Genomic DNA, 20611 nt, shown 5'->3' on the forward strand with positions numbered 1-20611 from the left:
TTGCTCCTTAAGCTCTGATCCGGGGTTGCTGTTCCAGTGCATCGACCCGGGAGACGTCCACCAGCTTTACCAGCTGGCTCCACAACTGCTGGATGGGACGCACCGACTCGACAGTAACCGTGATCCGCAGCTGTTGGCAATCCTGCTCCATGTTGAGGGCGCAGAGAGCAAAGCCGCGGTGGCGCACCACCCGTAGCACCCGCTCCATCACTTCGGGTCTGGGCTGGGCGTGGATATGCAGGGTGTGCTGTGCAAATGCTGGCTGGGCAAGGGTGTGCGGGTTCATGGGCGTTGCTCCATCATCTGGTGGTTGGCGACTCCCGGCGGAACCAGGGGCCAGACGTTTTCTTCCTCTGAAATAGCCACATGCAGCAGGTAGGCACTCTCGCTCTTAAGCAGGCGATCGAGGGCACCGGCTATCTGATCCTTGCATGTGATGGTTTCGCCGGGGATGCCGAAGGCGGCAGCCAGGGCGACGAAATCGGGGTTGTCGGAGAGGATGGTCTCGCTATAACGGCCGTCGAAGAACAGCTCCTGCCACTGGCGCACCATGCCGAGGCGCTGGTTATCCAGCAGTACCATCTTCACCTTGAGCTGGGCGCGGCGGATGGTGCCAAGCTCCTGCACGTTCATCATGAAGGAGCCATCGCCACTCACCAGCACCACTTCATCCTGCGGGCGCGACATCTTGGCGCCGATGGCAGCGGGCAGACCGAACCCCATGGTGCCTAGACCAGCGCTGGAGAGGTGGTTGCGCGGGCTGGTGAAGCGCATGTGCTGGGCCACCCACATCTGATGCTGACCCACGTCGCAGGCCACCACGCTGCTCTCTGGCAACCGGGCGGAGAGCTGTTTGAGCAGGGCCGGGGCGTAGATGGCCTGACCCGGATGGTCATAGCGAAACGCGTACTCGCGGGCCATGGCGGCGCAGTGTTCACGCCAGGGGTCGATGGCGAGAGTCATGGCAAGGGCGGGCAACACCCGCTTGAGATCCTGGGTGATGCCCACCTCGGCAGCGCGGCGCTTGCCGAACTCGGCGGCGTCCACATCCAGATGGATCACCTTGGCTTCGGGGGCAAACTCCTCCAGCTTGCCGGTCACCCGATCATCGAAACGGGCGCCCACAACCAGCAGCAGATCGCACTGCTGCACCGCATAGTTGGCAGCCTTGGTACCGTGCATGCCGAGCATGCCCAGATAAACGGGGCTATCGGGATCGAGCGCACCAATCCCCTTGAGGGTGGTGACCGCAGGCATGCCGGTAACGGCGGCAAAGTCGCGCAACTGCTGCTCGGCATTGGCCATACCCACCCCGCCGCCGACGTAGAGCACCGGGCGCTCGGCGGCGGCCAGCAGAGTGCGGGCCAGGGTCAACTCTGCGGGATTGATAGCCTCCTGCTCTGCCACCGCAAACAGCGGGCTCTGGGTAGGAACGGCGGCCAACTGCACATCCTTGGGCAGATCGATCAGCACCGGGCCCGGGCGCCCTTCACTGGCGATGACAAAAGCTTCAGCGATTACCTGAGGCAGATCGGCCACGTCGGTCACCATAAAGGAGTGCTTGGTGCAGGAGAGGGACATGCCGAGCACATCGACCTCCTGAAACGCATCGGTACCGATGGCGGAACAGGGCACCTGACCACTGATAGCCACCAGCGGCACCGAGTCGAGCAGCGCCTCCGCAAGGCCGGTGACCAGATTGGTGGCGCCGGGGCCGGAAGTGGCGATGCAGACCCCCACCTGACCGGAGGCGCGGGCATAACCGACCGCAGCCATCGCCGCGCCCTGCTCGTGGCGGCAGAGTTGATGGGCCAGACCGCCGTCATACAGGGCATCGTAGACCGGCATGATGGCCCCACCCGGGTAACCGAACACCTGGGTCACACCCTGTTTCTTGAGAGCCTGTACCAAAAACTGCGCGCCGTTCATCTGGAAAATCCTGTCCTGTGGTCGAAAAAAAACCCCCGAGCTGTGAGGCTCGGGGGTCGCTTGTTTCGTTCTGTCCGGTGGTGGGTCTATCCCTTGTTCCGTGCAGCTAAACGAGCCCCGAGCGGTGAGATAATAATCACCACTAGGACCACAATAATGCTGACGAAACGGGAGGCCATGTTCATAGTTACAACCGGAAATCCTGTGAAGTTGGGGCGGTTTCTACCGCGAATGGCTATTAGAACTAGCACGGTGGTTTTTATTGGGCAAGTCTTTTTTCTGTGACAACCCACTGATTTTGGCTGTCACTCAACCCAAACTGTGGAATAAAAAACCAGTAACAAGCAGTTAGTCAGAACATATTTCAACTCAAGGACGGGATTTATGTCATTAGCTGTGGTTTATAGCCGTGCCAGCCTCGGGATCGCGGCTCCGCAAGTGACGGTGGAAGTCCACCTCTCCAACGGCCTGCCCGCCTTCAACATGGTGGGCCTGCCGGAAACCTCGGTGAAGGAGTCGCGGGATCGGGTGCGCAGCGCCCTGCTCAACGGCAATTTCGAGTTCCCGAGCAAGCACATCACAGTCAATCTGGCCCCCGCCGATCTGCCCAAGGAGGGCGGTCGTTTCGATCTGGCCATCGCCATCGGCATCCTCGCAGCTTCAAAGCAGATACCGGCAAAATACCTGCTCAATCACGAATTTTTAGGCGAACTGGCCCTGACCGGCGAGATCCGTCCCGTGCTCGGGGTGCTGCCCGCAGTGCTCGCCTGCCGCGATGCGGGGCGTACCCTGCTGGTACCCCGCGAGAACGGCCCGGAAGCTTCGCTCATTCAGGATGCCGAGGTGCGCACCGCCCACCAACTGCTGGCCGTCACCGCCTGGCTGGCGGGTCAGTACGAACTGCCGCTGCCGGATCCCCAGAGCACGGAGAGCCTGCCCGATGTGCCGGATCTGCAGGATGTGATCGGCCAGTCCCAAGCCAAACGGGCGCTGGAGATCGCCGCCGCTGGTAGCCACAACCTGCTGTTCATCGGCCCGCCTGGCACCGGCAAGAGCATGTTGGCCAGCCGCCTGCCCGGCATTCTGCCGCCGCTGAGCGAACAGGAGGCACAGCAGACCGCAGCCATTCACTCCATCGGCGGCCTCACCCCGCGCGCCGGTCACTGGCACCACAGGCCCTATCGCACACCGCACCACAGCGCCTCGGCGGTGGCGCTCGTTGGCGGCGGCAGCCACCCGCGGCCCGGTGAAATATCCCTAGCCCACAACGGGGTGCTGTTTCTGGATGAACTGCCCGAGTTCGAGCGCAAGGTGCTCGACTCCCTGCGCGAGCCGCTGGAGACTGGCCACATCACCATCAGTCGGGCCGCCCGTCAGGTCGATTTTCCCGCCCGCTTCCAGCTGGTCGGCGCCATGAACCCCAGCCCCTGCGGCCACTATGGCGATGGCCAGACCCGCTCCAGCCCGGATCAGATCCTGCGCTACCTCGGCAAGCTCTCCGGCCCCTTTCTCGACCGGTTCGATCTGACGGTAGAGGTGCCACTGCTGCCCAAAGGGAGTCTGACCGGCAAAGCGGAGCGGGGGGAGTCGAGCCAGCAGATCCGCGATCGGGTGCTGGCAGCGCGGGAGCGCATGCTCAGTCGCAATGGCAAGCTCAACAACCTGCTGGATAGCCGCGAGATAGAGGATATTTGCCGACTATCGCAACAAGATGCCGAGTTTTTGGAAAATGCCATCCAGAAGCTGGGGCTCAGCATCCGGGCCTGGCACCGCATCCTGCGGGTGTCGCGCACCATCGCCGATCTGGCCGGACAGCCCGCCATCGGCAAGGAACATCTCATCGAGGCGCTCGGCTATCGCGCCATGGATCGGCTGCTGTCACGGCTGCGCAGCAGCTGATAGAGGGGAAAGGGTGAGTCCGGCCTGTGACGGCTCTTAATAGTCTCACAGGCCAGCGGCTGATATTATGGCCACAGATCTGACCACTTGATGGCCTTTTATCGACAGCAAGACGGACCCGAACCCATGCCCAACAAGCTGACAGAGCGACTGCGCGGCAGCCTCTCCACCCTGCTCTATTTTTTCAATACCCTCTTCTGGTTTATCCCCATCTTCTTGCTGGGTCTGCTCAAGCTGCCGCTGCCACTCAAGGGGTGGCACACCCTCTGCAACTGGCTGCTGGATGGCTGTGCCAGCTGCTGGATCGGTTTCAACAATCTGATCCAGAAAACCATCATCAAAACCCCTTTCGAGGTGGTCGGAGTGGACAAAGGGCACCGGAATGAGTGGTATATGGTGATTGCCAACCATCAATCCTGGGTCGACATACTGGTACTGCAGCGGGTTTTTAACCAAAAAATCCCCTTTCTGAAGTTTTTCCTCAAGAAAGAGCTGATTTGGGTACCTTTTCTCGGTCTAGCCTGGTGGGCGCTCGACTTCCCCTTCATGCGGCGATATTCCAAGAAATTTCTGGAAAAACACCCCCATTTGAAGGGAAAAGATATAGAAACAACCCGTAAAGCCTGTGCCAAGTTTCGCCACATTCCGGTGAGTGTGATGAACTTCGTCGAAGGCACCCGCTTCACCAACACCAAACATCAGAAGCAGGGATCGCCCTATCGTCACCTGCTCCACCCGAAAGCAGGAGGCATCGCCTTTACCCTGGCAGCCATGGGTGACCAGTTGCATCAACTGGTGGATGTCACCATCGCCTATCCGGACGGCATACCCAGCTACTGGGACTTCATGTGCGGCCGGGTCGGGCAAATCAAGGTTCAGGTCCGCTATTTGCCGATCGACCGCAAGCTGGTGGGGGATTACTTCAATGACCCCGAGTTCCAACAAGAGTTTCAACAGTGGTTGAACGGGATCTGGCACGAGAAGGACCAGACCCTGAGCCAACTGCTGGCAACCAAGGCGCAGTAGACATCCATGCTATCCCTGCTTCCCGGCCCGCTGGTGCTGATCATCAGCGCAGGCCTGACCATTCTGTTCACCGCCTTGTGCGCCAGCCTGATCCTGCTGGTTTCGCTGGCCAAACTGCTGCTGCCAGTTCCGGCTTTTGGCCGCGCCTGCAGTCTCCTCAACAACCGCTTCATGCGCCTGTGGCTCGCCTGCAATGCGCTGGTGATCCGCCTCACGATGCGCATCGACTGGCAAATCGAAGATGAGACCCGACTACGCAAAGATGGCTGGTATCTCATCATCAGCAACCACATGAGCTGGACCGATATCGTGGTGCTAGGTCACCTGTTCCGGGACCGGCTGCCGGTGCCCAAGTTCTTCATGAAGCACGAGCTGATCTACATCCCGCTGCTGGGGCTCGCCTGCTGGGGGCTCGACATGCCCTTTATGCGCCGCTATTCACGGGAGTTTTTGCTGAAGAACCCGCACCTGCGCGGCAAGGATATCGAGACCACCCGCAACGCTTGCGAGAAGTTTCGCCACATCCCCACCACCGTTATCAACTTTGTAGAAGGGACCCGCTTCACCGAGCAGAAACGGGATGCGGCCCGCTCCCGCTACCGCCATCTGATGCCGCCCAAAGCGGCGGGTCTGGCCTTTACGCTGGCGGCCATGGGGGAGCAGTTTGACAGCCTGATCAACGTCACCATCCGCTACCCGGACAATGCCGAGACCCCGTTCAAAGACTTTCTGATGGGACGGATGAAGCGGATTCAGGTACGAATCGAGGAGCTGCCAGTAGATGAGACGCTGGTCGGCGACTACTTCAATGACAAGCAGTTCAAACGGGGTTTTCAGGAGTGGCTAAACCAGCGCTGGCAGGAGAAGGACGAGGTGCTGGAGGGGTGGCAGAGTGGTCAGGCGCCGCTGCCGGTAGCCGCCAAAGAGGAGTCCAAAGAGAGCGCCGAGGCCAACTCGACCAACTGATCTTCGGAGAACACCGCAATGCCGTGGCGGCGCAGCAGGGCGGTGGTCTTGCCCTCGCCCGCCACAGAAACCCCTTCAAAGCGGCCGTTATAGATACGGCCGCTGCCACATGAGGGACTCCCCTCTTTCAGCAGGGCGAAACGAATGCCCTGCGCCTGACAGATCTCCAGCGCCAGCTGGGCGCCGCGCTCAAACTCGGCGGTCACATCCAACCCGTTCGCCGTCACCACCCGCTCGCCCTGCCGCTCGGCAGGAGGACGCGGGGTCGGCAAACCGCCCGCCACTTCGGGGCAGAAGGCCAGCACTCGCCCCTCGGCACCCAGCTCGCTCAGCCAATCGCTGACGATCCCCTTGCTCTGGCCATCGTAACGCACCGGCTGACCCAGCAGGCAGGCGCTCACCAGCACACGGACAGGGGACTCACTCACGCTTCCGCTCCATGCATCATCTGATCGAACATCACGCAGCAAGGGCTCTCCAACCGATAGAGGATGGCGGGGCGTTGCTTGCCGGTACGCTTGCGACCAGTGTCGACCAGAATGCCGGCACGATGGATCCGCTTGCGAAAGGCGGCCGTATTCATCGGAGTTTGCAGGATGATCTCGAAGGCACGCTGCACTTCAGAAAGGGTGAACTCGGGCCCCAGCAGTTGCAGTGGCAAGGTGCTGTAGCGGCTCTTGATCCGCAGCCGCTCCATCCCCTTGGCGATGAGCTGGAGGTGGTCGAAGGCAAGACTCAGCCCCGGCAGGTTGGAGATCGGATGCCAGCAACCGCGTACGGCTTCGACTTGTGGATCGACCAGGCAGAGATAGACCAGGGTGGTGGACCAGCCGCGGGGATCCCGCTCCAGACTGCCGAGAGTGCAGACCTGCTCGCTATAGCAGTCACCCAGCCCCCACTCCGCCAGCAGGCGGCGTTGGGCGGCATCCAGGTCCCGATCTCGAGTCTCATCGATGCGCAGCGCTGGCAGTTGCCAGCAGTGGGCAAAGGGGGGGCGATCACGGGTCTCGAGCAACAGCTCGAGCCGTTCGTCATGCAACCGCAGCACCACCATATCCAGACTCATTCTCAGCATGCCGATCGCCCTGCTCGCCTTCCATTAATGTTTGGTAGATAATATCACATGAATAGTATGTGCAGGAGCCAATCATGGGAACCGTCGCCAGCCTGGATATTGATGCGCAGAAGGGCTTTACCCCCCTCTGCCCAACCGAACTGCCCGTCGTGGGCGGTGATGATATTGTGGCTGCGCTCAACGCTCAGGCCACCCTCGCCACGCTGCGGATCGGCAGTAAAGATGCTCACCCGGCCAATACCGACTGGGCCATCTCTGACCCCGCAGGCATGCTGCTGCCACTGGATCTGCCCAATGCCGATCTCACCTGGCCAGTGCACTGCGTACCCGGCAGCAAAGGCTTCGAGCTGCTCGACGGTCTGCCTGCCCCCATCGACTATGACTTCTTCGTCTGGAAGGGGGTCGAGCCGGATCTGCATCCCTACGGCACCTGCTTCCACGACCTGGCCGAACAGCGCAGCACCGGTCTCATCGAATTTCTGCAAGCGCGCAAGGTCGACACCGTGCTGGTCGGCGGTCTCGCCACCGACTACTGCGTCAAAACCAGCGTACTGCAACTGCGACGCGCCGGTTTCCGGGTGATCGTCCATCTCGATGCTTGCCGTGGCATCGCCCCTGCGACGGTTGCCAGCGCCCACACCCAGATGATCGAGGCTGGTGCCGAACTGGCCCAGACCCTGATCGATGTACAACACCTGCTGGACGCCTGATATGCCACCCATCCTCACCAGCCTGCTCGATACCGGCGCCTGCAATTTACATATGCAACTGGCGTTCGCCCGCCTGCGGGGAGCCTGATATGCCACCGATTCTCACCAGTCTGCTCGACACCGACGCCTACAAACTGCACATGCAGCAGGCGGTGTTCCACCGTTATCCGGATGCCGAAGTGGTGGCCGAATTCCATAGCCGCAACGAGGAAGACTTGCTGCCCATGATGGGGCAGATCGAGGAGCAGCTGCACCTCGCCGGATCCCTGCGACTGACCAGACCCGAACTCAATTTTCTCGCCGAGCGCCCCTTCTTCACCCCGGACTACCTCGACCATCTGCGCCGCAAGCCGCTCGATGCCTCTCTGCTCAAGGTGTTCGAGAAGGATGGCCGTATCAATGTGCGGGTCGAAGGGGCCTGGCAGGATGTGATCCTGTGGGAAATCCCGGTGCTCGCCATCATCAGCGAGATGCGCAACCGCTTCCGCTACCCCCAGTTCGGCGTCAGCCACGCCCTGGAGCTGCTCGATCAGAAGATCGACAAGCTGGAACGGGAGCTGAGCCGCGAAGAGATGGCCGAATTCAACCTCATCGACTTCGGCACCCGCCGTCGCTTCTCCCACGCGGTGCAGGATGCTGTGGTGGGTCGCCTCAAAGAGCGGCTACCGGCATTTCGCGGCACCAGCAACTACCTGCTGGCCCAGAAGTACAAACTGCCCGCAGTGGGCACCCAGGCCCACGAGTGGTTCCAGGCGCACCAGCAGCTCGGCTTCCCGCTTGAGCACAGCCAGCGCGCCGCCCTCACCAGCTGGCTCGATGAATTCACCGACCATCTGGGCATCGCCCTGACTGACTGCATCACCATGGATGCTTTCCTGCGCGACTTCGACTTCGAGCTGGCCAGCAGCTATCAGGGTCTGCGCCACGACTCCGGCGATCCCGTGGTGTGGGGTGAAAAGGCGATCAGCCACTACCAGCGCCTCGGTATCGACCCCACCGACAAGACCCTGGTGTTCTCTGATGGGCTCAACCTCGACAAGGCAGTGCAGCTGCTGCGCCACTTCCGTGGCCGCATCAATACCAGCTTCGGCATCGGCACCAAGCTCACCTGCGATCTGCCCGGCGTCAGCCCGATGAACATCGTCTTCAAGCTGATGGAGTGCAACGGCGGCCCGGTCGCCAAGATCTCCGACAGCCCGGGCAAGACCCTCTGCCGGGATGCGGAGTTTATCCGCAACCTCAAGCAGGCGTTCCACGTCGGGGTCTGATCTTCGAGATCGCCAGAAAACAAAAAGCCCGCCGATTCGCATCGGCGGGCTTTTTTATCGACTTATGAGCGGTCAGTCTTTCTTGGTCAGCAGGAACTGCACCAGCTGGTTGAACTGCTCCTGGGAGGTGATGGATTCAATCTTCACCAGATACTTACCGTTCACCAGGAAGGCCGGCACACCGCGAATGTTGTAGCTCTCGGTGTTGCGATCGAACTGGGAGACCATGCCGGAGACGGCGAAGCTGTCGACAGCGCCGACGAACTCTTCAGCCGGTACACCGTTATCCACGAAGATCTGCTTCACGTCATCGCGGCTCATCGGCGGCTGACGCTGGGTGTGGATCTTGTTGAAAATGGCCGGGGTCAGCTTGGCTTCGGCATTGAGCAGGCTGGCAACGGCGTAGGCACGCTGCATCTCGGGGCCCATTTCGCGGCCGAGGAAGGCAACCGGGTTTTTCTTCAGGGTGACGCCTTTCGGCAGACCGGCCTGCAGTTGCTCAACGATCGGTTCGAAGGTGGCACAGTGCGGGCAGTAGTAGGAGAAGAACTCCATAACTTCCGGCTGGGCGGTACCAGTCTGTTTGACCACATCGTAGTTGACGCCTTCCTTGAACTGGGGGGCGGCGTGAACCATGGGGATCATCAGCATGGCAGCAAGGAAAAATAGGATTTTTTTCATGATGTTTCCTGTTAAGGGATCACTGTGAGGCACGCCCGGCGAACCGAAGCAGTGCCAAGCCTATTGTTTCGCCATCCCGCCGTCAATGCCCAATGAGGTCCATTCCCCTGGGCAGGCTGGCCACCACCCCGTCACCTTACCATCCCGGCATCAGGCTCAGCGGCGGTGCTTTGAGCGCCTCCAGCTGATCGTGCAGGGTGGCGATCTGCTGGCGCCAGTAGTGATCGGTATTGAACCAGGGGAAGTGACGGGGGAAGGCAGGATCTTCCCAACGCCGCGCCAACCAGGCCATGTAGTGGACTATGCGCATCGCCCGCAGCGGCTCGATCAGCGCCAGCTCGCGCGAGTCGAACTCAATGAACTCCTCGTAGCCCGCCAACAGGGTATCGAGCTGGATCTGCTGCTCGTGGCGCTCGCCGCTCAGCATCATCCAGAGATCCTGAATCGCAGGGCCGCTGCGGCAATCATCGAGATCGACAAACATGGGGCCGTCGCGCCACAAGATGTTGCCCGGATGGCAGTCGCCATGCAATGAGATCTGCGCCACATCCAGTGTCATCGCATCGCTGACATGTTTGATCAGCTCGTCGAGCACGCCGAAAAACTGCTTGGCCAGCCCGCTCGGCAGCCACTCGCCGGACGCCAGCAGCTGACGCGGTTCGTGCAGCATGCTCTCCACATCGAGTCGCACCCGATGGTGAAACGGCTTGCTGGCACCGATCTGATGGATACGGCCGAGAAAACGTCCCACCCACTCCAGCTGATCGAGGTTGTCTACCTCGAACTGGCGGCCACCGACGCTCTGCCAGATGGCAAAGGGATAGCCTTGGTGATCCAGCAGGGTCTCACCGGCGAAGGCGAGCGGCGCGGCGACCGGGATCTCCGCCTCGGCAAGACGGGTGGCAAACTCGTGTTCCTCGAGGATCTGGGCCCGGCTCCAGCGGCCGGGACGATAGAACTTCACCACATAGCGGCGACGATCCTCATCCTGAAACTGGTAGACCCGGTTTTCGTAGCTGTTGAGCTCGATAAGGCCGGAATCGAGCCGCAGGCCACTGAGATCGAGCGCATCCATGATGAGGTCGGGTGTGAGGTCGGAATAGTTGAAACGCATGTCATCCACCATAAGAAAGGGGCGCCGTTGCGCCCCATTCTATCACTACTGCCCGGCATTGCCGTGCTCGCTGGTGACCGGACTGGTGTAACGCCCGGCTCACCGCCGCCGCAAGCGGTTACAACCGGCTGATAAACTTGCTGCCCTGGCGCAGGTTGCCCTTGCTGTCATCCGGCGCCGCCCCCTCCCGTTTCAGCACGAACTGGATATCCAGGGTCGGCCGCTTCAGGTTGTAGGGATCGACCGCCAGACTGACCGGCAGGGTGAAGATCTCGCCCGCTTTCAGGGTCACTTCGCGGGGGCCGAACCACTGATACTCGGGCAGCCCCTCCACATCCAGTTGATAAGTTTGCGGCTGCAGAGTCTTGTTGAGGATCTTGAGAGTGTAGGTGTTCTCGATAAGCCCCTCGCTGTTCTCGCGGAACAGCTGGTTGCGATCCCGCAGGATATCGAGCCCCATCGGCATGATGGACATGGCGTTGTAGACAAATACCCCCAGCATCGTCGCCATCACCAGCCCGTAACCAATCAGCTTGGGCCGCGCCACATGGGTGGAGTCGTTGGCCAGCTTGTGCTCGGTGGTGTAGCTGATGAGCCCCTTCGCATAACCCATCCGATCCATGGTCTGGTCGCAGGCATCGACGCAGGCGCCACAGTTGATGCACTCGTACTGCAGGCCGTCGCGGATATCAATGCCGGTCGGGCAGACCTGCACGCAGAGATCGCAATCGATGCAATCCCCCAGACCCAGCGCCTTGGGATCCGCCTTGCGGGAGCGAGCACCACGGGTCTCGCCGCGCTTGGTGTCATAGCCGACGATGAAGGTGTCCCTGTCGAACATCGCAGACTGGAAGCGGGCGTAGGGGCACATGTGGATGCACATGATGGCACGCATCCAGCCCGCGTTACCGTAGGTGATGATGGTAAAAAAACTGACCCAGAAGAATACCCAACCACCCGCCTGCAGGGTAAAGAAGTCCGGCACCAGTTTCGTCACATCCTGAAAGTAGGCAACGAACGTCAGGCCGGTGACCAGCGAGATGAGCAGCCAGGCCAGATGCTTGGCCCCCTTGCGAGCCAGCTTCTCGCCGCTCCAGGGGGCCTGATCCAGCTTGCGCCGCTTGTTGGCAGGCCCCTCCAGCTTCTCTTCAAACCAGATGAACATGAAGGTCCACACCGTCTGCGGGCAGAGATAGCCGCACCAGACCCGACCGAGGAAGGTCGTCACAAAAAAGAGGGCGAAGGCGGCGATCATGAAGATCCAGGCGAGCAGGGTCAGATCCTGCGGCCAGATGGTGGCACCAAAGACATGGAACTGCTGATGACCAAGGTCAAACAGCACCGCCTGCCGTCCCTCGTAGCGCAGCCAGGGCAGCAACACGAAGAGGGCGACAAAGAACCAGCCCATCCCCTTGCGCACCCGCTGCCAGTAACCGGTCTGGGCCCGCACATAGATGCGGTTGCCGGGGTTGAATCTGTCATCGCTGGCTTTGAACGTATTGGGGTTGAAAGTCCCGGTTACATCCTGGTCGGTGACATCCTTGATATCGATTTTATCGTGGTCGGCCATTGCAAGACATCGCTCCCTGATTTGTTATGGGGCGGATTATATCTTAAACAACATGCTAATTGCGTGAATTAGATGTATCTAATATTGGTGTTCGATCGCAATTTCAGGCAACAAAAAAGCGCATCACCCTGCGGTGATGCGCTTCTGCTCAATAGTTACTTGATTCCGCGTGCCTTGAGCAGTGCCTCTTTGAAATCGGGCACATGATCCTTGGCCAGACCGGGGATCATCGCCTGCTTGTCTGACTCACGCATTTTGAGGTGATAGATCAGCATGTCGTCGGTCAGCTCGGACAGAGGCCCCTCAAATCCCGCTTCTTGGGACAGTTTGGCAACAAACTGCACCAGGCTGAGATCCTGTTCCTTGATCCAGGCAGGCTGCAACAACTCCAGCAGCTCTTCGATACGATGACATTGCATAGACAACCTCTTTAATCTGTCACGTTAAACTCAGGCAACCTTACCCATCAAGGCTACTTCGATTCGATCCCGCCCATTATGCTTGGCCTGATAGAGGGCCGCATCCGCTTTTTGGATCAAATCGGCGATTTTCATGCTGTTATCCGGTATCAGAGTCGCAACACCGAAACTACATGTGACCCGACTGGATACCAGTGATTTCTGGTGCGGAATGGCCAGCGCATTGAGCGCCTGCCGCACATTGTCAGCCACCTGCAGCGCCCCCTGCATGCCGGTACAGGGCAGCAGCAGGGCAAACTCTTCACCGCCATAGCGGGCCGCCAGATCATCCTCGCGCCGCTCCACCTCCGCCAGCAAAGCCGCGACCTGCTGCAGACAGTCATCCCCCAGCTGATGGCCGTAGAGATCGTTGAACTGCTTGAAGTAATCCACATCCACCAGCACCAGCGACAGCGGTGCACGGGCCCGATGACAGCGGCGCCAGGCCCGCTCCAGAGAGTCGTCGAGATAAGCGCGATTGGCGATGCCGGTCAGGCCATCGAGACGGGAGGTGAGGCGCAGATGCTCGGAGACCGCCTTCAGCTCGGCCACCAGCTCGGCGTTGGAGAAACGGTGATGCAGGGAGGCGATCTGATCCCGCCGCAGGCGGCGCAGCAGAGTCGGCAGAAAGACAAAGAGATAACCCGCCAGCATGCAGGAGACAATCCGCTCCTGCTCGTTACCCGCCCCCAGCTCGAACAGCATGGCCGCCCCGAGCGGCAGTACCGAGCCATAGAGCGAACGGCGACTGCCAAACAGCATGATGGCACTGCCGGTGAGAATGAGGCTGGCCAGCATCATCATGGCGGCCCGGTAGGTATCGGGCAGCCTGTCCATGTAGAGCAGCACCCCCAGCGCCCAGATGATGGAGGTAATGGTCACCCCGATGAAGAACTCGCGCTCCAGTATGGCAAGCGGCGTCTGATCCAATCTGGACTGGCGCCAGCGCAGATGCCAGCCCCTCAAGAACAACAGCAGCAACACGCCAGCCAACCAGCCGAGCGCTTCGCTGGCGGGCAGATAGTCGTGAAAAAACAGACTCCAGCCAAACGCCAGCAAACCCAGACAGGGGAGACTGAATAAAGCGTGGGTATAGAGCTGGACCATGATGGCCTGCTTCACCTGGCGTGTCACACTCTGGGTCAACTGAGTACTCCTGTACAAGAGCCGAGCAGTCTATCACTCCCCCCTGACGGGCAACAATAATGCACCTTTTATTAAGCTGTTACTCAACCACGTTCCAGCTCGTCGAGGATCGGGCACTCGGGATTGTCATCCCCGTGGCAACAGCAGACCAGCCCTTCCAGCGAGCTGAGCATAGCCTGCAGTCCGGCGATGCGCGCGCGCAGATCGACGATCTTCTCCTGCGCCAGCTTCTTCACCTGGGCACTGGTTCTGTGCTCGTCACGGTAGAGCGCCAGCAGTTCCTGACACTCCTCCAGATTGAAGCCGGTCTCCCGCGCCCGCTTGACGAAGCGCAGCTCCCGCAGCGCCCCCTCGGTGTAGCTGCGATAGCCGTTATCGCTGCGCACCGGAGCGGTGATGAGGCCGATGCTCTCGTAGTAACGGATGGTTTTGGCGGTCAGTCCCGTGGCCTTGGCAACCTTGCTGATGTTCATTTATGCCTCCTTACTGATCGGGTTGGATGCTGGCCCGTGCGCCGCTTTGGGCTGCCAGCGTTTCAATAACAGGGAATTGCTCAAAACGGTGATGCTGCTCAGGGCCATGGCCGCCCCCGCCAGCTCGGGGCTGAGGTAGCCCAGCGCCGCCAACGGAATGCCGATGATATTGAACACGAAGGCCCAGAACAGATTCTGCTGAATGGTGCGCCAGGTGGCCGCCGAGATGTCGATGGCATCGGCCACCAGCCGCGGGTCAGATCGCATCAGGGTGATGGAGGCGGTCTCCATCGCCACATCGGAGCCGGAGCCCATGGCGATGCCGACATCCGCCGCCGCCAGCGCCGGGGCGTCGTTCACACCGTCCCCTACCATGGCTACCAGCCCGCGGGTTTGCCCCCGCAGCGCCTCGACCTTCTCCACCTTGCCCGCTGGCAGCACGGAGTCAAAGGCTCCGTCCAGCCCCAGCTTGGCGGCGATATGGGCCACCGGTGCTGGCGCATCGCCGCTCACCAGCCAGCTGGCAATGCCACGCTGGCGCAGGGTGGCGATGGCCTCCGGACTCTCGGGGCGCAGGGTATCGGCCAGTGCCGCGATGCCCGCTACCGCGCCGTCGATGGCCACCCAGACCCGGGTCGCGCCATCGGCGGGCTGTTCATCCTGTTGTGGCGGTTCAATCCCGAGCTGGGCCAGCAGGGCTCCATTGCCGATGGCGACCGCGTGACCCGCCACCTGACCGACAATACCGGCCCCGACCCGCACCTCCACGGCTTCTGGCTGGGGCAGCGTAGCCTCCTTGCCGACGGCCTCGCGCATGGCCAGCGCCAGCGGGTGTTCGCTCGCCTGTTGCAGGGCGGCGGCGAGGCGCAGTTGCTCGTCGTTGCCGCTCCAGCTGGCCAGCACAGGCTTGCCCTGAGTCAAGGTGCCGGTCTTGTCGAAGATGAGCGCCTTGATGGCGTGGGCCTTCTGCAAGGTATCGACATCCTTGATCAGAATGCCATGGCGAGCCGCTACGCCGGTGCCGGTGACAATGGCGGCAGGGGTCGCCAACCCGAGGGCGCAAGGGCAGGCGATCACCAGCACCGCCACCGCCGCCAGCAGCGCCTGCGCGAAATCGTTGCTGATGGCGTACCACACCAGCAGGGTAAAGAGGGCGATGGCCATCACCACCGGCACAAACACGGCGGAGACCTTGTCCACCAGCTGTTGCAACGGGGCCTTACCCATCTGGGCGCTCTCCACCAGCGCAATGATCTTGCTGAGGCTGGACTCCTCCCCCACCGTAGTGGCTTCAATCTCCAGCACACCGGAGCGGTTGATGGCACCGCCCAGCACCTTGTCGCCCGCGCCGCGTGGCACCGGTAGGCTCTCGCCAGTGAGGATCGACTCGTCCAGTTCGCTGGCACCGCTCACGATTCTGCCATCCACCGGCACCCGCTCACCCACCAGCACCCGCAGTCGATCGCCGCGCAGCACTTCGTCGATGGCGACGCTCTGCCAGCTCTCGCCACGCCAGACGGTGGCAGTTTCCGGCCGCAGCGCCATCAGTTCGCGAATGGCGGACTGAGTGCTGCGTCTGGCCCGTGCCTCCAGCAGTTTTCCCAACGAAATCAGGGTAATGATGATGGCGCTCGCCTCGAAATAGAGCTGACCGCTGGCGGCCATCCCCAGATTAAGCAGTAGATAGAGGCTGTAGAAGTAGGCCGCGCTGGTGCCGGTCGCCACCAGCACATCCATGTTGGCTGCGCGGTTCTTGATGGCGAGCCAGGCGCCGCGATAGAAACGGGCCCCGATCCAGAACTGCACCGGGGTGGCGAGTACCAACTCGAGCCAGGCGGGCAGATGCCAGGGGAACAGTCCAGCCATAGCCAGCATCCCCACCAGCAGCGGCAGGGTCAGCAGCGCCGAGACGATGACCCGGGTTTGCGCCTGACGGGCAGTGGCGGCCTCCTGTGCTTCCCGCTCCAGCAACTGCTGGCGGCGGCCGCTGGCCGAACCCTGTGCCAGTTTGGCGCCAAAGCCGAGCGCTTCTATATGTTCACGCAGGGCGGCGGGGCTCTGGGCGCCCGGCACCAGCACGATACGGGCCTGTTCGATGGAAAAATTGACCTCGGCGGAGATAACACCGGGCAGCACCGCCAGCATTTTGTTCAGCCGAGCCGAACAACCAGCGCAACTCATACCGGTAATTTGAAACAAAAAGGTCTCGCTGCCGTAGTCATAACCCTGACTTTTGATGCTTTCGAGCACCACAGGCAGACGGTCCGGGCTGGCCAGCTCGATGGCCGCCTGCTCCAGCGCGAAGTTGACGGTGGCCGATACCCCGTCGAGTTTGTTGAGGCTGGCCGCGATGCGGCTGGCACAGTTGGCGCAGCTCATGCCACTGAGTGGCAATTGCAGATGAATGGGGTGTTGCTGTTGGGTCGTCATGCTGCTCCTCCCGGGAACCCGTCGGCACCACATAACGCCGACTGGCAAACCCTAACCTTTACTGTAAGGGCAAGCTCAAGCAGTTCACACCCGCTTTTTAAAACAGTGTTGGCAAAACGCGGATAAAAAATGGCGCCACCCTCGACGAGGGTGGCGCCATGATTCATCTCGTTCAGATGCCGTACTGGGCGCGGTAAGCCTTCATTGCAACAAGCTGTGCCGCCAGCTCCGGCTGCTCGGCCTGCTTCTCTTCCAGATACTGGATCAGGTCGCTCATCTGGATGATGGCGATGATGTGGGCGCCGTAGTCACGCTCCACCTCCTGAATGGCAGAAAGCTCGCCCTTGCCCTTCTCCTGACGGTCCAGCGCGATCAGCACGCCCGCCAGCGAGGCGCCGTTGGCCTGGATCAGATCCATGGATTCGCGGATGGCGGTACCGGCGGTGATGACATCGTCCACCAGCATGATGCGCCCCTTGAGCGGGCTGCCCACCAGATTGCCGCCCTCGCCGTGGTCCTTGGCCTCCTTGCGGTTGAAGCACCAGGGCACATCCACATCGTGCTGCTCCACCAGCTGCACCGCGGTGGCAGAGGCGATGGGGATCCCCTTGTAGGCCGGGCCAAACAGCACATCGAACTCGATGCCGGCATCCATCAGGGCGGCGGCATAGAAGCGGCCGAGGCGGGCCAGATCGCGGCCGCTGTTGAACAGTCCGGCGTTGAAGAAGTAGGGGCTTTTACGACCGGATTTCAGGGTAAATTCACCGAATTTGAGGACCTGTTTCTCCAGGGCGAACTCGATAAATTGACGCTGGTAGGCTTTCATTCTGGCTCCTTGCTTGGCTTGTCGTTGTCTTGTGTGGGGGTATAAAAAAACGCGGCCAATGCCGCGTTTTTAAAATCAGGAGAGTGACTGCTTCTGCAGCGCAATGATCTCTTCAATGCCGCCCTTGGCGAGCCCCAGCATCGCCAGCAGCTCCTCATGGGTGAAGGGCTCGGCCTCCGCAGTGCCCTGCACCTCGATGATCCGACCATCTTCGGTCATCACCACGTTCATGTCGGTCTCGGCGGCGGAGTCTTCGATGTACTCCAGATCGCAGATGGCTTCGCCCTGATACATGCCGACGGAGACGGCAGCGATCATCTGCTTGAGCGGGCTCTGCTTGATCATGCCCTTCTCGACCATCCAGTTCAGCGCATCCACCAGCGCCACGCAGGCACCGGTAATGGAGGCGGTACGGGTGCCGCCATCGGCTTGCAGCACATCACAGTCAACTGTGATGGAGTGCTCGCCCAGCGCAGTCAGGTCTACCGCAGCGCGCAGGGAGCGGGCGATCAGACGGGAGATCTCCAGGGTACGGCCACTCTGCTTGCCGGAGGCCGCTTCGCGGTTCATTCGGGAGTGGGTGGAGCGCGGCAGCATGCCGTACTCGGCAGTGACCCAACCCTGATTCTTCCCTTTCAGGAAGCGCGGAACGCTGGTGTCGACGCTGGCGGTGCAGAGCACGCGAGTGTTACCGAACTCCACCAGCACTGAGCCTTCTGCATGTTTGGTGAAATTGCGGGTAATGGTAACCGGGCGAAGTTGCGCGGCACTGCGATCGCTGGGACGTGACATGGAACGGACCTCTGGGCTGGCTCAAATTGGCGAAGGAGTATAAGCGATTGCTACTCAAATATCAGCCGCTAAAACCACGGCATCGGCTGACGAGCAGGGCCGGGCTGAGTATACTGGCCGCACACTTCATCAAGCCCGGAACAATCAATGATTCACAGCATGACCGCCTACGCCCGCAAGGAATTCAAGGGCGACTGGGGCACAGCCGTTTGGGAAATTCGTTCGGTAAACCAGCGCTATCTGGAAACCTACATTCGCCTGCCGGAGCAACTGCGCAGCCTGGAGCCGGTACTGCGTGAGCGTTTCCGCGCCAAGCTGCAGCGTGGCAAGGTGGAGTGCAACCTGCGTTTTGAAGCCGCTCAAGCCGATGCAAAGCAGCTGCACATTAATGAAGAGCTGGCCAAGCTGATCATCGACAGCGCCAACTGGGTAATGAAAGAAGCGGGCCAGGGCCAGCTCAACCCGGTCGACGTGCTGCGCTGGCCGGGTGTCATGGCCGCCGCCGAACAGGACATGGACGCGGTCGCCACCGAGCTGCTCGGCGGTTTTGACCAGACCATGGAAGATTTCCTCGCCTCCCGCGCCAGCGAAGGGGCCAACCTCAAGGCGCTGATCGAGCAGCGTCTGGCCGGTATTCAGGTGGAAGTGAAGAAGGTGCGCGTCCACCTGCCGCAGATCATCGAGTGGCAGCGCCAGAAACTCACCGACCGCCTGGCCGAAGCCAAAGTGGAGCTGGATCCGGCCCGCATCGAGCAGGAGATCGTGCTGCTGGCCCAGAAGATCGACGTGGCCGAAGAGCTGGATCGTCTGGAGATGCACATCAGCGAAACCAACAAGATCATGAAAAAGGGTGGCGCCTGTGGCCGCCGCCTCGACTTCATGATGCAGGAGTTCAACCGCGAGTCGAACACCCTCGGCTCCAAGTCCATCAACGCCGAAGTGACCCAGTCCGCCGTCGAGCTGAAGGTCCTCATCGAGCAGATGCGCGAGCAGATCCAGAATATAGAATGATGTTTTTGGCTGCTCCAGATGACTCACAAACCCCTGATTTTCAGGGGTTTATTTTTATTTGCTGCCGAATAGTTTGCCCAACTATTTTGCAAACAACTTTTGCTGACAGAGAGTACACCTAGCGCAGTGTTACAACCCCCCCTCCCTGTTACCAGGGATAAGTCCTCCCTTAGAGAAAGGGCAACACTACGCAGCATCCGCCAGCTCAAACATGCCATAAGGGTGAATTTCCAGATAATAGTGCTCACCGACATCGGGCTGCAGGCGCGTGGCGTTCACCTGTAAAAGGATTTGCTGCCCATGCCAATCGACAATCACCTCGTATTGCGGGCCCATATAGGCGACGTGACAAATGGTACAGCGCTGGCTCACTTCTCCCTTTTGACCGAGGGTGATCGCCTCCGGACGAACACCTATGGTACCTCCACCTTTGACCACAAAATGCGGTGGGCGCGGCAGGCGATAACCGTGGATCTCGACATAGTCTTGACTCACGTTCGCGGGGAACAGGTTGGCATCCCCCATAAAACTCGCCATAAAACGTGAGGCAGGCTGACGATATAGCGCCTGCGGAGAACCAATCTGCATGATGTGACCTTTGTTCATCACCAGCACCGTATCCGACACCGCAAACGCCTCGCTCTGATCGTGTGTCACGTAAAGAGAGGTTATGTTGAACTGCTTCTGCAGCTCGCGAATTTTATCGCGCATGCTGCGGCGCAGGTTGGCATCGAGATTGCTCAATGGTTCGTCAAACAACAACACCTTGGGCTTGAGGATCAATGCACGGGCCAGTGCCACGCGCTGCTGCTGTCCACCGGAAATTTGATCGACATAGCGATCTTCAAAGCCTTCAAGATCCACCATCGACAGCGCCTCTTTGACGCGGGATTTGATCTCGCTACGCGACACGCCGAGCATCTTCAGGCCATAGCCGACGTTCTCACCAAGTGACATATGTGGAAACAACGCGTAAGACTGAAACACCATGCAGATATCGCGCTGCTGGATGGAGCAGCTGGTAACGTCTTCACCATCGATAAAAATCTGTCCCTCCGTTGGCTTTTCCAACCCTGCTACCAGACGCAGCACTGTCGTTTTTCCGCAGCCTGACGGCCCCAGTAACGTGACCATCTGACCCTGAGGGATAGCAAGGTTGATATTGTCGATCACCGTGTTATTGCCAAAGCGCTTGGTGATATTGCGCAGCTCAACAAAATGTTTTCGAGTCATAGTG

20 protein-coding genes are annotated in these 20611 nt (G+C 60.5%); 6 read left to right on the forward strand and 14 right to left on the reverse strand.

Annotated elements, in window-relative coordinates:
• Positions 1-7 precede the first annotated feature (7 nt).
• Together ilvM and ilvG are read right to left on the reverse strand one after the other, a co-directional pair.
• Positions 8-286 (reverse strand): acetolactate synthase 2 small subunit, encoded by a 279-nt coding sequence (ilvM, locus tag ACE1BR_RS18320; protein WP_005339613.1) that lies wholly within the window; start codon positions 284-286, stop codon positions 8-10.
• Positions 283-1929, reverse strand: a complete 1647-nt coding sequence (gene ilvG / locus ACE1BR_RS18325) for an acetolactate synthase 2 catalytic subunit (protein WP_374872815.1) — start codon at positions 1927-1929, stop codon at positions 283-285. The genes ilvM and ilvG overlap by 4 nt, the downstream gene beginning before the upstream one ends.
• Before the next feature lie 384 nt (positions 1930-2313).
• On the opposite strand from ilvG, the gene ACE1BR_RS18330 reads away from it, so the two are divergent.
• The 3 genes from ACE1BR_RS18330 (at position 2314) to ACE1BR_RS18340 (ending at position 5820) form a co-directional block, all read left to right on the forward strand.
• On the forward strand, positions 2314-3828 hold the full coding sequence (locus ACE1BR_RS18330) for a YifB family Mg chelatase-like AAA ATPase (protein ID WP_374872817.1): 1515 nt from the start codon (positions 2314-2316) through the stop codon (positions 3826-3828).
• A 126-nt stretch (positions 3829-3954) separates the two neighbouring features.
• On the forward strand, positions 3955-4854 hold the full coding sequence (locus ACE1BR_RS18335; protein WP_374872819.1) for an acyltransferase: 900 nt from the start codon (positions 3955-3957) through the stop codon (positions 4852-4854).
• Positions 4855-4860: 6 nt separating this feature from the next.
• Complete coding sequence (locus tag ACE1BR_RS18340; RefSeq protein ID WP_374872821.1) at positions 4861-5820, forward strand: acyltransferase; 960 nt, start codon at positions 4861-4863, stop codon at positions 5818-5820.
• Here the strand turns inward: ACE1BR_RS18340 and ACE1BR_RS18345 are convergent.
• Both ACE1BR_RS18345 and ACE1BR_RS18350 read right to left on the reverse strand, forming a co-directional pair.
• On the reverse strand, positions 5751-6248 hold the full coding sequence (locus ACE1BR_RS18345) for a DUF523 domain-containing protein (protein ID WP_374872823.1): 498 nt from the start codon (positions 6246-6248) through the stop codon (positions 5751-5753). The genes ACE1BR_RS18340 and ACE1BR_RS18345 overlap by 70 nt on opposite strands.
• Complete coding sequence (locus ACE1BR_RS18350; RefSeq protein ID WP_374872825.1) at positions 6245-6895, reverse strand: DNA mismatch repair protein MutT; 651 nt, start codon at positions 6893-6895, stop codon at positions 6245-6247. Before ACE1BR_RS18350 ends, ACE1BR_RS18345 begins: the two co-directional genes overlap by 4 nt.
• Positions 6896-6969: 74 nt before the next feature.
• On the opposite strand from ACE1BR_RS18350, the gene ACE1BR_RS18355 reads away from it, so the two are divergent.
• On the forward strand, positions 6970-7605 hold the full coding sequence (locus ACE1BR_RS18355) for a nicotinamidase (RefSeq protein WP_374872827.1): 636 nt from the start codon (positions 6970-6972) through the stop codon (positions 7603-7605).
• A gap of 89 nt (positions 7606-7694) precedes the next feature.
• Positions 7695-8873, forward strand: coding sequence for a nicotinate phosphoribosyltransferase (gene pncB, locus ACE1BR_RS18360; RefSeq protein ID WP_374872829.1), 1179 nt, complete (start codon positions 7695-7697; stop codon positions 8871-8873).
• Between the two features lie 72 nt (positions 8874-8945).
• Here the strand turns inward: pncB and ACE1BR_RS18365 are convergent, their stop codons facing one another.
• From ACE1BR_RS18365 to rph, 9 genes are all read right to left on the reverse strand, one after another.
• The gene (locus ACE1BR_RS18365; RefSeq protein WP_374872831.1) at positions 8946-9554 is read right to left on the reverse strand and encodes a thiol:disulfide interchange protein DsbA/DsbL; all 609 of its coding nucleotides are present in this window, start codon (positions 9552-9554) and stop codon (positions 8946-8948) included.
• A gap of 136 nt (positions 9555-9690) precedes the next feature.
• Positions 9691-10680, reverse strand: coding sequence for a serine/threonine protein kinase (locus ACE1BR_RS18370; RefSeq protein ID WP_374872833.1), 990 nt, complete (start codon positions 10678-10680; stop codon positions 9691-9693).
• A gap of 106 nt (positions 10681-10786) precedes the next feature.
• Positions 10787-12238 carry a cytochrome c oxidase accessory protein CcoG gene (gene ccoG / locus ACE1BR_RS18375; protein ID WP_374872835.1) on the reverse strand — a complete coding sequence of 484 codons (1452 nt, stop codon included), beginning with the start codon at positions 12236-12238 and terminating at the stop codon, positions 10787-10789.
• A 155-nt stretch (positions 12239-12393) separates the two neighbouring features.
• Positions 12394-12657, reverse strand: coding sequence for a YihD family protein (locus ACE1BR_RS18380; protein WP_033114734.1), 264 nt, complete (start codon positions 12655-12657; stop codon positions 12394-12396).
• Between the two features lie 30 nt (positions 12658-12687).
• Positions 12688-13842: a GGDEF domain-containing protein gene (locus ACE1BR_RS18385; protein ID WP_374872837.1), complete on the reverse strand. Its 1155-nt coding sequence runs from the start codon at positions 13840-13842 to the stop codon at positions 12688-12690.
• 83 nt (positions 13843-13925) lie between these two features.
• A complete protein-coding gene (gene cueR / locus ACE1BR_RS18390) occupies positions 13926-14315 on the reverse strand; it encodes a Cu(I)-responsive transcriptional regulator (RefSeq protein WP_374872839.1) in 390 nt (129 codons plus the stop codon).
• Entirely contained in the window at positions 14316-16745 is a 2430-nt protein-coding gene (locus ACE1BR_RS18395) for a heavy metal translocating P-type ATPase (protein WP_374872841.1), read from the reverse strand.
• Between the two features lie 172 nt (positions 16746-16917).
• Positions 16918-17571 (reverse strand): orotate phosphoribosyltransferase, encoded by a 654-nt coding sequence (gene pyrE, locus ACE1BR_RS18400; protein WP_042018051.1) that lies wholly within the window; start codon positions 17569-17571, stop codon positions 16918-16920.
• A 75-nt stretch (positions 17572-17646) separates the two neighbouring features.
• Entirely contained in the window at positions 17647-18363 is a 717-nt protein-coding gene (gene rph, locus ACE1BR_RS18405; RefSeq protein ID WP_033135405.1) for a ribonuclease PH, read from the reverse strand.
• A 147-nt stretch (positions 18364-18510) separates the two neighbouring features.
• Here rph and ACE1BR_RS18410 point away from each other — a divergent pair, with 147 nt between their 5' ends.
• The gene (locus ACE1BR_RS18410; RefSeq protein WP_042655877.1) at positions 18511-19374 is read left to right on the forward strand and encodes a YicC/YloC family endoribonuclease; all 864 of its coding nucleotides are present in this window, start codon (positions 18511-18513) and stop codon (positions 19372-19374) included.
• 186 nt (positions 19375-19560) lie between these two features.
• Here ACE1BR_RS18410 and fbpC read toward each other — a convergent pair whose 3' ends face one another.
• Positions 19561-20607, reverse strand: a complete 1047-nt coding sequence (fbpC, locus tag ACE1BR_RS18415; RefSeq protein ID WP_374872844.1) for a ferric ABC transporter ATP-binding protein — start codon at positions 20605-20607, stop codon at positions 19561-19563.
• Positions 20608-20611: the final 4 nt, after the last annotated feature.

It is taken from the genome of Aeromonas sp. MdU4 (assembly GCF_041929505.1).
Taxonomy (GTDB): domain Bacteria; phylum Pseudomonadota; class Gammaproteobacteria; order Enterobacterales; family Aeromonadaceae; genus Aeromonas.

Bases quoted from the DNA above. Each gene is read 5' to 3' on its own strand.
- rph (WP_033135405.1), bottom strand. From the start codon at position 18,363: ATGTCACGTCCCAGCGATCGCAGTGCCGCGCAACTTCGCCCGGTTACC.
- cueR (WP_374872839.1), bottom strand. From the start codon at position 14,315: ATGAACATCAGCAAGGTTGCCAAGGCCACGGGACTGACCGCCAAAACC.
- ACE1BR_RS18340 (WP_374872821.1), top strand. From the start codon at position 4,861: ATGCTATCCCTGCTTCCCGGCCCGCTGGTGCTGATCATCAGCGCAGGC.
- ACE1BR_RS18380 (WP_033114734.1), bottom strand. From the start codon at position 12,657: ATGCAATGTCATCGTATCGAAGAGCTGCTGGAGTTGTTGCAGCCTGCC.
- ACE1BR_RS18395 (WP_374872841.1), bottom strand. From the start codon at position 16,745: ATGACGACCCAACAGCAACACCCCATTCATCTGCAATTGCCACTCAGT.
- ACE1BR_RS18410 (WP_042655877.1), top strand. From the start codon at position 18,511: ATGATTCACAGCATGACCGCCTACGCCCGCAAGGAATTCAAGGGCGAC.
- ccoG (WP_374872835.1), bottom strand. From the start codon at position 12,238: ATGGCCGACCACGATAAAATCGATATCAAGGATGTCACCGACCAGGAT.
- pyrE (WP_042018051.1), bottom strand. From the start codon at position 17,571: ATGAAAGCCTACCAGCGTCAATTTATCGAGTTCGCCCTGGAGAAACAG.
- ilvM (WP_005339613.1), bottom strand. From the start codon at position 286: ATGAACCCGCACACCCTTGCCCAGCCAGCATTTGCACAGCACACCCTG.
- fbpC (WP_374872844.1), bottom strand. From the start codon at position 20,607: ATGACTCGAAAACATTTTGTTGAGCTGCGCAATATCACCAAGCGCTTT.
- ACE1BR_RS18350 (WP_374872825.1), bottom strand. From the start codon at position 6,895: ATGCTGAGAATGAGTCTGGATATGGTGGTGCTGCGGTTGCATGACGAA.
- pncB (WP_374872829.1), top strand. From the start codon at position 7,695: ATGCCACCGATTCTCACCAGTCTGCTCGACACCGACGCCTACAAACTG.
- ACE1BR_RS18335 (WP_374872819.1), top strand. From the start codon at position 3,955: ATGCCCAACAAGCTGACAGAGCGACTGCGCGGCAGCCTCTCCACCCTG.
- ilvG (WP_374872815.1), bottom strand. From the start codon at position 1,929: ATGAACGGCGCGCAGTTTTTGGTACAGGCTCTCAAGAAACAGGGTGTG.
- ACE1BR_RS18365 (WP_374872831.1), bottom strand. From the start codon at position 9,554: ATGAAAAAAATCCTATTTTTCCTTGCTGCCATGCTGATGATCCCCATG.
- ACE1BR_RS18330 (WP_374872817.1), top strand. From the start codon at position 2,314: ATGTCATTAGCTGTGGTTTATAGCCGTGCCAGCCTCGGGATCGCGGCT.
- ACE1BR_RS18355 (WP_374872827.1), top strand. From the start codon at position 6,970: ATGGGAACCGTCGCCAGCCTGGATATTGATGCGCAGAAGGGCTTTACC.
- ACE1BR_RS18370 (WP_374872833.1), bottom strand. From the start codon at position 10,680: ATGGTGGATGACATGCGTTTCAACTATTCCGACCTCACACCCGACCTC.